This window comes from Pseudomonas hamedanensis, from assembly GCF_014268595.2.
Lineage (GTDB): Bacteria > Pseudomonadota > Gammaproteobacteria > Pseudomonadales > Pseudomonadaceae > Aquipseudomonas > Aquipseudomonas hamedanensis.
On sequence record NZ_CP077091.1, the window covers coordinates 4,385,656 to 4,399,677 of the forward strand.

The 14,022-nt window shown below is 61.5% G+C and carries 15 protein-coding genes and 1 other RNA gene; 9 read left to right on the plus strand and 7 right to left on the minus strand.

Annotation, left to right across the window (positions count from 1 at the left end):
* Positions 1-84 precede the first annotated feature (84 nt).
* Positions 85-753, plus strand: a complete 669-nt coding sequence (locus tag HU739_RS19035; protein WP_186549604.1) for a gamma-glutamylcyclotransferase — start codon at positions 85-87, stop codon at positions 751-753.
* On the opposite strand, the gene glpT is transcribed toward HU739_RS19035, so the two are convergent.
* Complete coding sequence (gene glpT / locus HU739_RS19040) at positions 729-2,078, minus strand: glycerol-3-phosphate transporter (protein WP_186549602.1); 1,350 nt, start codon at positions 2,076-2,078, stop codon at positions 729-731. The genes HU739_RS19035 and glpT overlap by 25 nt on opposite strands.
* A gap of 322 nt (positions 2,079-2,400) precedes the next feature.
* Positions 2,401-3,378 (minus strand): NADPH:quinone oxidoreductase family protein, encoded by a 978-nt coding sequence (locus HU739_RS19045; RefSeq protein ID WP_186549600.1) that lies wholly within the window; start codon positions 3,376-3,378, stop codon positions 2,401-2,403.
* A 150-nt stretch (positions 3,379-3,528) separates the two neighbouring features.
* Here HU739_RS19045 and HU739_RS19050 point away from each other — a divergent pair, with 150 nt between their 5' ends.
* Complete coding sequence (locus tag HU739_RS19050; RefSeq protein WP_186549598.1) at positions 3,529-3,936, plus strand: flagellar basal body-associated protein FliL; 408 nt, start codon at positions 3,529-3,531, stop codon at positions 3,934-3,936.
* Positions 3,937-4,052: 116 nt separating this feature from the next.
* Here the strand turns inward: HU739_RS19050 and HU739_RS19055 are convergent, their stop codons facing one another.
* Positions 4,053-4,505: an EVE domain-containing protein gene (locus tag HU739_RS19055; protein WP_186549596.1), complete on the minus strand. Its 453-nt coding sequence runs from the start codon at positions 4,503-4,505 to the stop codon at positions 4,053-4,055.
* 196 nt (positions 4,506-4,701) lie between these two features.
* Here HU739_RS19055 and HU739_RS19060 point away from each other — a divergent pair, with 196 nt between their 5' ends.
* Complete coding sequence (locus tag HU739_RS19060) at positions 4,702-4,857, plus strand: hypothetical protein (protein WP_186549594.1); 156 nt, start codon at positions 4,702-4,704, stop codon at positions 4,855-4,857.
* 36 nt (positions 4,858-4,893) lie between these two features.
* On the opposite strand, the gene HU739_RS19065 is transcribed toward HU739_RS19060, so the two are convergent.
* The 4 genes from HU739_RS19065 to HU739_RS19080 form a co-directional block, all read right to left on the minus strand.
* Positions 4,894-5,499 (minus strand): 5-formyltetrahydrofolate cyclo-ligase, encoded by a 606-nt coding sequence (locus HU739_RS19065; protein ID WP_186549592.1) that lies wholly within the window; start codon positions 5,497-5,499, stop codon positions 4,894-4,896.
* Between the two features lie 80 nt (positions 5,500-5,579).
* Positions 5,580-5,758: non-coding RNA, 6S RNA (gene ssrS, locus HU739_RS19070), on the minus strand.
* A gap of 30 nt (positions 5,759-5,788) precedes the next feature.
* Entirely contained in the window at positions 5,789-6,106 is a 318-nt protein-coding gene (locus tag HU739_RS19075) for a cell division protein ZapA (protein WP_186549590.1), read from the minus strand.
* Positions 6,103-6,312 (minus strand): TIGR02449 family protein, encoded by a 210-nt coding sequence (locus HU739_RS19080; protein ID WP_007911197.1) that lies wholly within the window; start codon positions 6,310-6,312, stop codon positions 6,103-6,105. The genes HU739_RS19075 and HU739_RS19080 overlap by 4 nt, the downstream gene beginning before the upstream one ends.
* 125 nt (positions 6,313-6,437) lie before the next feature.
* Here HU739_RS19080 and HU739_RS19085 point away from each other — a divergent pair, with 125 nt between their 5' ends.
* From HU739_RS19085 to HU739_RS19110, 6 genes are all read left to right on the plus strand, one after another.
* Positions 6,438-6,998, plus strand: coding sequence for a YecA/YgfB family protein (locus HU739_RS19085; protein WP_186549588.1), 561 nt, complete (start codon positions 6,438-6,440; stop codon positions 6,996-6,998).
* Positions 6,999-7,025: 27 nt separating this feature from the next.
* Positions 7,026-8,360, plus strand: a complete 1,335-nt coding sequence (gene pepP, locus HU739_RS19090; protein WP_186549586.1) for a Xaa-Pro aminopeptidase — start codon at positions 7,026-7,028, stop codon at positions 8,358-8,360.
* Positions 8,357-9,544 (plus strand): 2-octaprenyl-6-methoxyphenyl hydroxylase, encoded by a 1,188-nt coding sequence (ubiH, locus tag HU739_RS19095; RefSeq protein ID WP_186549584.1) that lies wholly within the window; start codon positions 8,357-8,359, stop codon positions 9,542-9,544. Before pepP ends, ubiH begins: the two co-directional genes overlap by 4 nt.
* Positions 9,545-9,653: 109 nt before the next feature.
* The gene (locus tag HU739_RS19100; protein ID WP_186549751.1) at positions 9,654-10,871 is read left to right on the plus strand and encodes a 2-octaprenyl-3-methyl-6-methoxy-1,4-benzoquinol hydroxylase; all 1,218 of its coding nucleotides are present in this window, start codon (positions 9,654-9,656) and stop codon (positions 10,869-10,871) included.
* 221 nt (positions 10,872-11,092) lie between these two features.
* Positions 11,093-12,097, plus strand: coding sequence for an extracellular solute-binding protein (locus HU739_RS19105; protein ID WP_186549582.1), 1,005 nt, complete (start codon positions 11,093-11,095; stop codon positions 12,095-12,097).
* A gap of 164 nt (positions 12,098-12,261) precedes the next feature.
* Positions 12,262-13,878: an ABC transporter permease gene (locus tag HU739_RS19110; RefSeq protein ID WP_186549580.1), complete on the plus strand. Its 1,617-nt coding sequence runs from the start codon at positions 12,262-12,264 to the stop codon at positions 13,876-13,878.
* The last annotated feature ends 144 nt before the right edge of the window (positions 13,879-14,022 follow it).

Below are 14,022 nucleotides of genomic sequence, written 5' to 3' on the forward strand. Positions count from 1 at the left end.
CCTTAAAACATATGTGCCTTACTGTTACAGCGGTGCGTTCTATTAAGTAATTCTTCACCCGCGGGGAGCTGAACGCTATTCGCCATGAGCGCCATTGAAAACGCAATTCTGAACCTGGCTTACCCTCCGCGCCTCGATCTTGGGCCGCAGCTGACGCACGAACAATTGCTCGCTTCCATGCAATCGACCATGGCGCGCCACAAGGGCGGGCCGGTGTGGCTGTTCGCGTATGGCTCGCTGATCTGGCGACCGGAATGCACAGCGGTCGAGCGCATGCGCGGTCGTGTGCATGGCTATCATCGCGGCTTGTACCTCTGGTCCCATGAGCACCGTGGTACGCCGGAAATGCCCGGTCTGGTATTTGGTCTGGATCGCGGCGGTTCCTGCAGCGGTTTTGCCTACCGTTTGCCGGAAGACAATCTCGATACCGCGCTGTATGCCCTGTGGAAACGTGAAATGCCGTTCCCTTCCTATCGCCCGCACTGGCTCAATTGCCGGCTCGAAGATGGTACTCGGGTACAGGCCTTGGGATTCGTTCTGGAGCGACACCTGCCCAGCTATGCCGGCAACTTGCCGGATCATGTGCTGAGCCAGGTGTTCGCAAGCGCTTGTGGGCGTTACGGCACCACTCGCGATTATGTCGAGCAGACCGCCCACGCCCTGCGCAGCCACGCCATGCCAGACCGCAATCTGGAGGCGCGGCTCAAGCGCTGTAAGTCACACAGCGATCAGGCGACCGCTTCGCGGCTCTGACTGGCGACTTGCTTGTGCCATAGTGTTGGCGCAAGGAAGGCCATCGCCAGCAGGCAAGCGCTCACCAGCAACACAAAGCCGCCGTCCCAGCCGAAATGGTCGACGGTGTAGCCCATCGCCGCACTGGCCGCGACCGAACCACCCAGATAACCGAACAGACCGGTGAAGCCCGCTGCGGTGCCTGCGGCCTTCTTCGGTGCCAGTTCCAGCGCCTGCAGACCGATCAGCATCACCGGGCCGTAGATCAGAAAGCCGATCGACAGCAGTGCGATCATGTCGACCATCGGGTTGCCGGCCGGATTGAGCCAGTAAACCAGTGTGGCGACTGTCACCAGTGCCATGAACACCATGCCGGTCAGGCCACGGTTGCCACGGAAGATCTTGTCCGACATCCAGCCGCACAACAGCGTGCCCGGGATACCCGCCCACTCATAGAAGAAATAGGCCCACGAGGTTTTATCCACGGTGAAACCCTTGGCTTCCTTCAGATAGGTCGGCGCCCAGTCCAGTACGCCGTAGCGCAGCAGGTAGACGAAGACGTTGGCCAGCGCGATGTACCAGAGCATTTTGTTGCGCAGCACGTATTTGACGAAGATTTCCTTGGCGCTGAATTCGTCTTCGTGGCTGGCATCGTAGCCTTCCGGGTAATCGTTCTTGTATTGCTCGATCGGTGGCAGGCCTACCGATTGCGGGGTATCGCGCATGGTGATGAAGGCAAATACCGCCACGCCCAGCGCCACGGCAGCCGGCACATAGAACGCCGCGTGCCAATCGTTGAACAGGCCCATGCCGATCAGGAACAGCGGGCCGATCAGGCCGCCGCCGACGTTATGCGCCACGTTCCACACCGAGACCACACCGCCGCGTTCCTTCTGCGACCACCAGTGCACCATCGTCCGTCCGCTTGGCGGCCAGCCCATGCCCTGGGCCCAGCCGTTGATGAACAGCAGGATGAACATCATGGTCACGCTGGACGTTGCCCAGGGCGCGAAACCGAAAACGAACATCACCCCGGCCGATACCAGCAGGCCGAACGGCAGGAAGAAGCGCGGGTTGGAACGGTCGGACACCAGGCCCATGAGGAACTTCGACAAGCCGTAGGCGATGGCGATCGCCGACATCGCCAGGCCCAGATCGCCCCGGCTGTAACCTTCGTCGATCAGGTAAGGCATGGCCAGCGAGAAGTTTTTGCGCAGCAGGTAGTAACCGGCGTAGCCGATAAAGATGCCGGCGAAGATCTGCCAGCGCAGGCGCCGGTAGGTGCTGTCTATTTTTTCTTCAGGCAATGGAGCCTGATGTGCGGCAGGACGAAAGAAAGCAAACATTCAAGAGCTCCAATTTTCTTGTTTTGACTGCGGATGCGAATGTTACAGTTTCGTTACCGAAAATAGCACCGCTTCACGTCGGCAAAACAGCGGAAATTTGAGCTGTCGAGCGTTCCTTTATGAACATGTCGCTCAGGTATAAGCAGAGGACGTTGTGGGAATAATCATCTGGGCGGGATTCTGCGGTTTGGCGGATCGAAGTAAGGCAGCTTTATGGGAAAAGTCCTGCGCACTAAAAGGAAGGAGTGAAGGCAGTGAGGCTCAAAGACTAAAGCGATCCGGGTCGCTGATCCGGATCGCTGATCCGGATCGCTCTATGGAATCAGCGCACCTGCACCACCACCTTGCCTACGGCCCTACGCTGGCCCAAATCATCAATCGCCTGCGCCGCATTGCTCAGCGGATAGACTTGCGACACCAGCGGCTTGAGCTTGCCCTCGGCAAACCAGCCGAACAGTTGCTGGAAATTCGCCGCGTTGTCCTGCGGCTGGCGCTGGGCGAAAGAGCCCCAGAACACCCCAAGTACGGCCGCGCCTTTGAGCAGGGCGAGGTTGACCGGCAGTTCCGGGATGCGTCCGCTGGCGAAACCGACCACCAGCAGGCGACCGTTCCAGGCGATGGCACGAATGGCCTGGTCGAACAGGTCGCCGCCGACCGGGTCGTAAATCACGTCAGCACCCTGGCCGTCGGTGAGGCGTTTGATTTCGTCCTTGAGGTTGCTTTCGCTGTAGTTGATCAACTCATCGGCACCAGCCGCTTTAGCCACCGCGAGTTTCTCGGCGCTGCTGGCAGCGGCGATGACCCGGGCACCCATGGCTTTGCCGATTTCCACAGCGGCGAGGCCGACGCCGCCGGAGGCGCCAAGGACCAGCAGGGTTTCGCCCGTTTGCAGGTTGGCGCGCTGCTTGAGCGCATGCATCGAGGTGCCGTAGGTCATGCTGAAGGCGGCAGCGACGTTGAAATCCATCGACTCAGGAATCGGCAGCACGTTGTAGCCGGCAACGGCGACCTGCTCGGCGAAACTGCCCCAGCCGGTCAGGGCCATGACCCGGTCGCCGACCTTCAAATGGCTGACCTTTTCCCCGACTTCGCGGACCACGCCGGCCGCCTCGCCGCCCGGCGAGAACGGGAAGGGCGGCTTGAACTGGTACTTGCCCTCAATGATCAGCGTGTCCGGGAAGTTCACCCCGGCGGCGTGCACGTCCAGCAGGATTTCGTTCTTCTTGGCGACAGGACTGGCGACGTCTTCCAGCACCAGCGATTCGGCAGGGCCGAAGGCTTTGCACAGCACGGCTTTCATCAGGGCTATTCCTTTGGGAGTGATGGCCGATAAGTGTAGGTGTGTGAATCAACGGGTCAACGAGCATGCCCGGCCCTGATAGTCAGCCATAAGCTTGTGCTTGCGCGGCGGGTCGTTATGCTAGGCCGCAAACCGGATAAGGAGCGAATTGTGAAAGCGTGGATCATGTTGTTGCTGGCCCTGTCTCTGCCTCTGGCAGCCTCGGCCGAAGAAGCCAAAGAAGGCGCGGCGCCGAAGGTCAACTACATCACTCTGAGCCCGCCGTTCGTCGGCAACTATGGGCTGGACGGCACGACGAAACTGAAGGTCTTCAAGGCCGATGTGGCCTTGCGCGTGACGGGCGATGAGGCGACCAAACTGGTCAAGGCCAACGAGCCGCTGATCCGCAACCAACTGGTGGCGCTGTTTACCCAGCAGAGCACCGAGGCGATGGGCAGCATCGAAGGCAAGGAAAAACTGCGTCAGGAAGCGCTGAAGCAGACCCAGCAAGTGATGAATGACGAGACCGGCAAACCGGTGGTTGAGGATCTGTTGTTCAACAACCTGATCATTCAATAAATCTTGTGTTGTCCGGGCTGGCGCCATCGCGAGCAGGCTCACTCCTACAATTGGAATGCGTTCCCCCTGTAGGAGTGAGCCTGCTCGCGATAGCTGTATTTCAGCCGCGAAATTTCTTACGGCTTGAGCGCAATCACCGCCGCCCACTGCTCCGCCGTCACCGGCATCACCGACAACCGCGATCCCTTCTGCACCAGCGGCAGCTCGGCCAGCGCCGTCTGCTGCTTCAGATAATCGAGCTTCAACACCCGTGCAAACGTCTCGACGTGCGCCACATCGATCGCGCTCCAGGCATTTTTCTCCGGCGTCGCCTTGGGATCGAAGTAATGACTCTCGGATTCAAGCGCCGTCGGATCCGGATAGGCCGCTTCGATTATTTTGCCGATCCCGGCAATCCCCGGCTCCGGGCAACTGGAATGATAGAAAAAGAACTCATCGCCCACCGCCATCGCCCGCAGGAAATTGCGTGCCTGATAGTTGCGAACCCCGTCCCAGCGCGCCTTGCCGAGCTTCTCCAAAGCCTTGATCGAAAGTTCGTCGGGCTCTGATTTCATCAGCCAGTAAGCCATATGTGTGCTCCTGAAGCGGTCATTGGGCAGGTTGTCGGGCAATTTTATGACAAACCGACAGTCGGTTGACGTCAGCATTTGCGCGCGGGTTCACGTTGCCGCAAAATGCCGGCCTTTAAAGCTTGACGCTGCTGCACGGCCTACGAATGGAAACCGCTGCTGTCATCGTGATGATGTGCCTTGAGGGGGGCAATCGATGAAACGCAAACCGGATTTGCTATGGACTTTGGTAATTTTGTTCGGCCTGGGCGTTGTAACCACCGGTTATGCGCAAAGCCTGTGGACCGCCAAGACCGATGCGCCGATTGAAGTGGCGCAACAGGTTCAACAGTCGACCGCGTTCAAACGCTGAAACGACTGGCTCGACGCCGCTGTTCTGCGCGGCGTCCTATCCCGCGAAATACCACGCCTTGTCGGTGACCGTGCCTTGTAACGGTACATCCCAGCTTGCCTGCGCCAACCGCTCGACCTTCTGACATTCATGGGCCAGGCCCAGCAGCGTCGGCTTGCGCCACTTTTTGCGCCGCGCCAGGTACGCCAGGCTGCGATCGTAAAAGCCGCCGCCCATCCCCAGTCGCCCGCCGACATCGTCAAAGCCCACCAAGGGTAGCAGCACCAGATCCAGCGCCCAGACCTTGCGTTGCCGAGCCAGATTGGCCCGTGGCTCAAGGATGCGGAAGCGATTGGGGATGAGCTTTTCGCCGGGGCGGATGCGCTGGAAGACCATTTTGGTCCGAGGCCATGCACTGAGCACCGGCAGATAGGTCGCCTTGCCCCGGCGTTGCGCTTCGCGCAGCAGCAGACGCGGATCGATTTCACCGTCGGTGGGCAGGTACAGGGAAATGTGTTTCGCCCGGCGAAAGTGCGGGTCTTGCGCCAGTTGCCGGAACAGGCCTTGGGCGGCCTGGCGTTGCTCGCTCGGCGTCAGGGCACGGCGCGCCTTGCGCAGCAGGCGGCGGAGTTGCGGGCGGGGCAGCAGCGCGGGTTCGGTCATGGTTCGGCTTCGGCAGGTGGATGCAAAAACGTACGCATAAAAAATCCGATGTCGGCATACACCGACATCGGATTCGAATCAGGCTCCCCGGATGTACCGCTGTCAACTCAGCCCTTGAACCCGAAAGTTCAAGGTGGAAGAAGCAGTAGACTTTAAGGCTTTCCGTCTAGCGGACATGCACACCAGCCCAACGTGCAACTTCCAGGGTAGTGCGAATCGGCTCCGGGACATCGTCAACTGGCAAGCACCCCAGGGAGTGCCGCGAGTATACCTCAAGCCGCCAGTCGAATCAGCCCTTGCCGGTGCTCTGCTCGTCGGCGAGCACCAGATCGACACGATCGAGCAAGTCGCGCACTTGCTCACGGGTCGAACCGCTGGCCTGGATATCCGGACGCTCTTCCTTGTGCAACAGGTCATGGGTGATGTTCAGCGCGGCCATTACGGCGATGCGGTCGGCGCCGATGACTTTGCCGCTGCTGCGGATCTCGCGCATCTTGCCATCGAGGTAGCGCGCGGCGCTGACCAGATTGCTGCGTTCTTCCGGCGGGCAGATGATCGAATACTCTTTATCGAGGATCTGCACGGTGACGCTATTGCTTGAACTCATGAGTCTTGCTCCAGGGCCTTGAGGCGCGAAATCATCGATTCGACCTTACGCCGGGCGATTTCGTTTTTTTCAATGAGGTGAGCGCGTTCCTCGCGCCAGGTTTTTTCCTGAGCTAGTAAGAGTGCGTTTTGACTCTTTAGTTGCTCGACTCGGCCAATCAGCAGTTCGAGTCTGGCCATCAGCGCTTGCAGGTCGGTGTCTTCCATTGGGTCCACGTGTTCGTCTGATGGGTGGGAACTGGCGGACAGCCTTTAATGGTCTTGGCGGGGCTGTCGATGTAGGATACAAGGCCTTCATTCTAGACATAGCGCCGTCTGGCGCCTAGCTGCCCATGCCCATTCAGAATTCTCCGTACCAAGCCTTTGCCACCCTGCTGACCACCAGCGGCCACAACGTCTCGCCTGCCGAACTGCATGGCCTGCTGCTCGGACGCAGTTGCGCCGGCGCCGGCTTCGATCACGAAGGCTGGCTGATCGACGCCGCCGAACTGCTCGAAGGCGATCTCCAGGACAACGTCCGCAACGCCTTGATCGGCTTGCAAGAGATGGTCAAGGGCGAGCTGACCGGCGACGACGTCACCGTCGTGCTGCTGCTGCCGACCGACGATGCACCGCTGGCCGAGCGCGCCGCTGCACTGGGCCAATGGTGTCAGGGCTTCCTCAGCGGCTTCGGCCTGAACTGCCGCGACAGCAGCATGCTCAGTGTTGAAGCAACGGAAGTGCTGCAGGATCTGGCAGCCATTTCTCAGGTGCAGGACGCACTGGAGGAATCCGAAGACGGCGAGTCCGACTACATGGAAGTCATGGAATACCTGCGCGTCGCGCCGCTGCTGCTGTTCTCGGAAACCAAGAAAGCCGACGTGCCGCCAGCGGCCAAGCCGTCGCTGCATTAATCGCGTGTCAGGGAAAGCCATCTGCCCATGATCCATATCCCCAAAGCGGAATACAGCCGTCGCCGCAAGGCGCTGATGGCGCAGATGGAACCCAACAGCATCGCGATCCTGCCCGCCGCCGCGGTGGCTATCCGCAACCGCGACGTCGAGCACGTCTACCGCCAGGACAGCGACTTCCAGTACCTCAGCGGTTTTCCCGAACCGCAAGCCGTCATCGTGCTGATGCCCGGCCGTGAGCACGGGGAGTACATCCTGTTCTGCCGTGAACGCAACGCCGAACGCGAATTGTGGGACGGCTTGCGCGCCGGGCAAGAAGGCGCAATCCGTGATTACGGTGCCGACGATGCGTTTCCGATTACCGACATTGACGACATTCTCCCGGGCCTGATCGAAGGCCGCGACCGGGTGTATTCGGCGATGGGCAGCAACCCGGAATTCGACCGGCACCTGATGGACTGGATCAACGTGATCCGCTCCAAGGCCCACCTTGGCGCGCAGCCGCCGAATGAATTCGTTGCCCTGGATCATCTGCTGCACGACATGCGCCTGTATAAATCGGCGGCAGAAGTGAAGGTGATGCGCGAAGCGGCACGAATCTCGGCCCAGGCGCATATCCGCGCGATGCAGGCCAGCCGTCCCGGGCTGTATGAGTACAGCCTCGAAGCCGAACTGGATTACGAGTTCCGCAAGGGCGGGGCGAAGATGCCGGCCTACGGCTCGATCGTTGCGGCCGGTCGCAACAGCTGCATCCTGCATTACCAGCAGAATGACGCGTTGCTCAAGGACGGCGATCTGGTGCTGATCGACGCCGGTTGCGAAATCGACTGCTACGCCAGCGACATCACCCGCACCTGGCCGGTCAACGGCAAGTTTTCGCCGGAACAGAAAGCGATCTACGAAGTGGTGTTGGCTTCGCAAGAAGCGGCGTTCGCCGAAATCGCCCCGAACAAGCATTGGAACCAGGCGCACGAAGCCACCGTTCGAGTGATTACCTCGGGTTTGGTGAAACTGGGCTTGTTGCAAGGCGGGGTTGATGAATTGATCGCCAGCGAAGCCTACAAAGCGTTTTATATGCACCGTGCTGGTCACTGGCTGGGCATGGACGTGCATGACGTCGGCGAATACAAGGTCGGCGGCGAATGGCGAGTACTCGAAGTCGGCATGGCGCTGACCGTCGAGCCGGGCATCTACATCGCCCCGGACAACCAGAACGTAGCGAAAAAATGGCGTGGCATTGGCGTGCGCATCGAGGACGACGTGGTGGTGACCAAAACCGGTTGTGAAATTCTCACCCGCGGCGTGCCAAAAACCGTCGCCGAGATCGAAGCGTTGATGGCACAAGCAAGGACACACGCGGCATGAGTCGAGTCAATCTGGCAATCATCGGTGGCGGCCTCGTCGGCGCCAGTCTGGCGTTGGCCTTGCAGGCCGGAGCCAAGGCCCGTGGCTGGAAAATCGTGCTGATCGAACCGTTCGCCCCCGGCGACAGTTGGCAGCCGAGCTACGATGCGCGTTCCTCAGCGCTGTCGTTCGGCTCGCGGCAGATTTACCAGCGCCTGGGCGTGTGGCAGGAAATCTCCCGCCGCGCCGAACCGATCAAACAGATTCATGTGTCTGACCGTGGCCGTTTCTCTACCGCCCGGCTGTCGGCGATGGAAGAGGGCGTGCCTGCGCTGGGTTACGTGGTGGAAAACGCCTGGCTCGGCCAATGCCTGTGGCAACACCTCGACAAAGACGTGATCAGTTGGCGCTGCCCGGCCGAGGTCACGCGGATGGAGCCGTTGCCCGATGGCTATCGCCTGACCCTCAACGACGAAACCACGCTGGAATGCGACCTTGCGGTACTCGCCGATGGCGGTCGTTCGGGACTGCGCGAGCAGTTGGGGATCAGCGTGCGCCAGCGGCCGTACAACCAGAGCGCGCTGATCGCCAACATCACCCCGAGCGAAGCGCACAACGGCATGGCGTTCGAGCGCTTTACCGACGAAGGGCCGATGGCGCTGCTGCCGCTGCCGGACAATCGCTGTGCGCTGGTCTGGACGCGGCTTGGCATGGACGCGCAGCGTCTGACGGCGTTGAGCGAGCGTGATTTTCTCAGCGAATTGCAGGGCGTGTTCGGCTATCGCCTCGGCACGTTGAAACAGGTCGGCGCGCGGCATCTGTATCCGCTGTCGCTGGTCGAGGCCGAAGAGCAAGTGCGTTCGCACCTGGCCGTACTTGGCAACGCCGCGCACAGCCTGCACCCGATCGCCGGGCAGGGCTTCAACCTGTCGCTGCGCGATGCCGATGCCTTGGCGGCCGCGCTGCTGAGCAGCGACAAAGGGCTGGGCGACTTTGCCACGTTGCAGGCGTATCGCGAGCGGCAGCGTCTGGATCAGGACCTCACCGTCGGCTTCTCCGATCAGGTCACGCGCTTGTTCGGCAGCACGCAGCCATTGGTCTCGCTGGGCCGTAATATCGGCCTGCTCGGCCTCGACCTGCTGCCTCCGGCCAAGCGCTGGTTTGCCCGGCAGGCCATGGGGTTGGGAACGCGTCCGGATGCTTGAGTGGCTGACCGGCACTTTCATTTTCAGGATCGCGCCGCCAACTGGCGCGCTCGGTAAAACCCTTTACGTGCGGCGCAAGCCGCAAGCGAGACAGGCTTAAAGCATGGAAATGCGCGCAGATCTGCTGATTGTCGGAGCCGGAATGGTCGGCAGCGCCCTGGCGCTGGCGCTACAGAACAGCGGGCTGGAAGTGCTGCTGCTCGACGGCAGCCCGCTGAGCGTCAAACCCTTTGACGCGGCCGCACCTTTCGAGCCGCGCGTGAGTGCCTTGTCGGCGGCCAGCCAGCGGATTCTGCAACGCCTCGGCGTGTGGGACGGCATCGCCGGGCGCCGCAGCAGTCCCTACACCGACATGCACGTCTGGGATGGCAGCGGCACCGGGCAGATACATTTCTCGGCCAGCAGCGTGCATGCCGATGTGCTTGGTCACATCGTCGAAAACCGCGTGGTGCAGGACGCCTTGCTCGACCGTCTGCACGACTGCGATCTGGGCATGCTGGCCAACGCCCGTCTGGAACAGATGCGCCGCTCCGGCGATGACTGGTTGCTGACACTGGCCGATGGCCGCCAGTTGCGCGCGCCGCTGGTGATTGCCGCGGATGGCGCGAACTCGGCGGTGCGCCGCCTGACCGGTGTCGCCACTCGCGAATGGGATTACCTGCATCACGCCATCGTCACCAGCGTGCGCAGCCGCCAGCCGCACCGCAAAACCGCGTGGCAGCGTTTCACCGACCACGGACCGTTGGCGTTTCTGCCGCTTGAGCGTGACGGGCAGCAGGATTGGTGCTCGATTGTCTGGTCGACCACGCCGAGCGAGGCCGAACGCTTGATGGCGCTGGACGACGCTTCGTTCTGTGCCGAGCTGGAGCGTGCTTTTGAAGGGCGCCTCGGTGAGGTCGTCAGTGCCGATCCACGTGTGTGCGTGCCGCTGCGTCAGCGTCACGCCAAGCGCTACGTGGCTGAAGGCCTGGCGCTGATCGGTGACGCGGCGCACACCATCCACCCGTTGGCGGGACAGGGTGTGAACCTGGGTTTCCTCGATGCGGCGGTGCTGGCGGAGGTTGTGCTGCAAGCGCACGAGCGCGGCGAACGTCTGGCGGATGTGAAAGTGCTGAGCCGCTACGAGCGCCGGCGCATGCCGCACAACCTGGCGCTGATGGCGGCGATGGAGGGCTTTGAACGCTTGTTCCAGGCCGATCCGCTGCCGCTGCGCTGGTTGCGCAATACCGGGCTGAAACTGGTAGATCAAATGCCCGAGGCGAAGGCTTTGTTTGTGCGTGAGGCCCTCGGTTTGACCGGTGATCTTCCGGCCCTCGCCAAGCCCTAAGATATGCACTGAGTTTGATGGCCTCATCGCGAGCAGGCTCACTCCTACAATTGGAATGCGTTCCCCTGTAGGAGTGAGCCTGCTCGCGATGGCGCCAGTCCAGTCACAGCACATTTCAGCCTGTGCAACATCTGGTAACGCCTTCAAAAAGTGTTCGATTGTGGTGGTAAATGTGAGTCCTTATCATTTGCCTCACAATTCCCGACCGAGAGACCACTCCCATGTTGGCACCCAAGCGTCTTCTGACTGCACTGGCCTTGACCCTGATCGGCAGCACCACGGCCCAGGCCGCCGACGAGGTGGTGGTTTATTCCTCGCGTATCGACGAACTGATCAAACCGGTCTTCGACGCCTACACCGCCAAGACCGGGGTGAAAATCAAGTTCATCACCGACAAGGAAGCGCCGCTGATGCAGCGCATCAAGGCCGAAGGCGAGAACGCTACCGCTGACCTGCTGCTCACCGTCGATGCCGGCAACCTCTGGCAGGCCGAGCAAATGGGCATTCTGCAGCCGTTCACCTCGAAAACCATCGACGCCAATATCCCGTTGCAATATCGCGCCTCCAGCCACGCCTGGACCGGTCTGAGCCTGCGCGCGCGGACCATCGCCTATTCGACCCAACGGGTGAAGCCGGGCGAGCTGACCACTTACGAAGCGCTGGCTGACAAGAACTGGGAAGGTCGCTTGTGCCTGCGCACCGCGAAGAAGGTCTACAACCAGTCGCTGACCGCGACCATGATCGAAGTGCATGGCGCCGAGAAGACCGAGAAGATTCTCAAGGGCTGGGTCAACAACCTGTCCACCGACGTGTTCTCCGACGACGTCGCGGTGCTTGAGGCGATCAACGCCGGGCAGTGTGATATCGGCATCGTCAACACCTACTACTACGGTCGCCTGCACAAGCAGAAGCCGGACCTGCCGGTGAAGCTGTTCTGGCCGAACCAGGCGGATCGTGGCGTGCACGTCAACCTGTCGGGCATCGGCCTGACCAAGCATGCGCCGCACCCGGAAGCGGCCAAGGCGCTGGTCGAATGGATGACCACACCTGAGGCGCAGAAAATCTTCGCAGACGTAAACCAGGAATTCCCGGCCAACCCGGCGGTGGCACCTTCGGAAGAAGTCGCAGCATGGGGCAAGTTCATCGCTGATACCTTGCCGGTGGAAGTGGCGGGCAAGCGTCAGGCTGAAGCGATCCGGATGATGGATCGGGCGGGTTGGAACTGACCCGGCGTTTATACTGCGCCACGCGACACTGATCGTTCCCACGCTCTGCGTGGGAATGCATCCATCGACGCTCTGCGTCGTGCCGCTGAAAGCGTGACGCGGAGCGTCACAGGATGTGTGCCCACGCAGAGCGTGGGCACAATCATTTGAACGAGATCGTTTCTTTGGCCCACCCCGCCCAACGCCGCTGGTATCCCATCGTCTTCTCCATCGCCGCGCTGGTGCTGTTGCCCCTGAGTGTCCTGCTGCTGTCGTGGCAGACCATCGATCAGCAGATCTGGTCGCACCTGTGGCAAACCCAGATGCCGCGCCTGCTCGGCAATACCCTGACGCTGATCCTCGGTGTCGGTGTCGGTGTGACCCTGCTCGGGGTCAGCCTTGCCTGGCTCACCAGCCTCTGCGAATTCCCCGGTCGGCGCTGGCTCGACTGGGCGCTGATGCTGCCTTTCGCCATTCCGGCTTATGTATTGGCGTTCGTCTTTGTCGGCCTGCTCGATTTCGCCGGCCCCGTGCAGACCCTGCTGCGCGAAGGGTTCGGCGCGGGGCTGCGCCTGCCACGGGTACGCTCGACCGGCGGGGTGATTGTGGTGCTGGTGCTGGTCTTTTATCCCTATGTTTACCTGCTGGCACGCACCGCATTCCTCGCCCAGGGCAAAGGCCTGATGGAAGCGGCGCGGGTGCTCGGGCAATCGCCCTGGCAGGCGTTCTGGCGCGTGGCGTTGCCGATGGCGCGCCCGGCGATTGGCGCCGGTGTGGCGCTGGCGCTGATGGAGACCCTCGCCGATTTCGGTGCGGTGTCGGTATTCAACTTCGACACTTTCACCACTGCGATCTACAAAACCTGGTACGGCTTCTTCAGCCTGCCCAGCGCCGCGCAACTGGCCAGTCTGTTGCTGTTGGTGGTGATGCTGGTGCTGTACGGCGAACGCCGGGCGCGTGGGGCGAACCGGGCGAGTAACGAGCGGCCCCGGGTCAAGGCGCTGTATCACTTGCGCGGGTTCAAGGCATTGGCGGCCACGAGCTGGTGCGGTCTGGTGTTCGCCTGTGCCTTCGTCATCCCGGTGCTGCAACTGATCGTCTGGTTCTGGCAGCGCGGGCGTTTCGATCTCGACGAGCGCTATGCCGGACTGATCCTGCACACCCTGTACCTGGGCGCGATGGCCGCGTTGATCACTGTCAGCGTGGCGTTGCTGCTGGCGTTTGCGCGGCGACTGGCACCGACCCGCGCGATCGACTCCGGGGTCGGCCTGGCCAACCTTGGCTACGCCTTGCCGGGTTCGGTGCTGGCGGTGTCGATCATGCTGGCGTTCAGTTATCTGGACCGCGAGCTGGTGATTCCGCTGTCCGCCTGGCTGGGCGGCGCGGGCAAGCCGTTGCTGCTGGGCAGTCTGGCGGCGTTGTTGATGGCCTATCTGGTGCGTTTCGTTGCGGTGGCGTACGGGCCGCTGGAAAGCAGTCTGGCGCGTATAAGGCCGTCTTTGCCCGAAGCGGCACGCAGTCTGGGTGTCAGTGGGCCGCGACTGTTTTTCAAAGTGTATCTGCCGTTGTTGCTGCCCGGCACGCTGAGCGCTGCATTGCTGGTGTTCGTCGATGTACTCAAGGAAATGCCAGCGACCCTGCTGATGCGCCCGTTTGGCTGGGACACACTGGCCGTGCGCATCTTTGAAATGACCAGTGAAGGGGAGTGGGCCCGGGCGTCGCTGCCAGCGCTGACCCTGGTTCTGGTCGGCCTGTTGCCAGTCATCGGTTTGATCCGCCGCTCGGCGCACCGAAACACTTAGTCGTCAGTCCTGAATCATGCGGCTACAATGCGCGGCATTCGGTGCGGTTCGTCTGACAGACCTGTTCGCTGGGATCGGCTCAAAGCCTGTAATTCAAGGCTTTCGCCCGTGCAGCGGCAGTCCGCACCTTCGCCACGCCCGGAA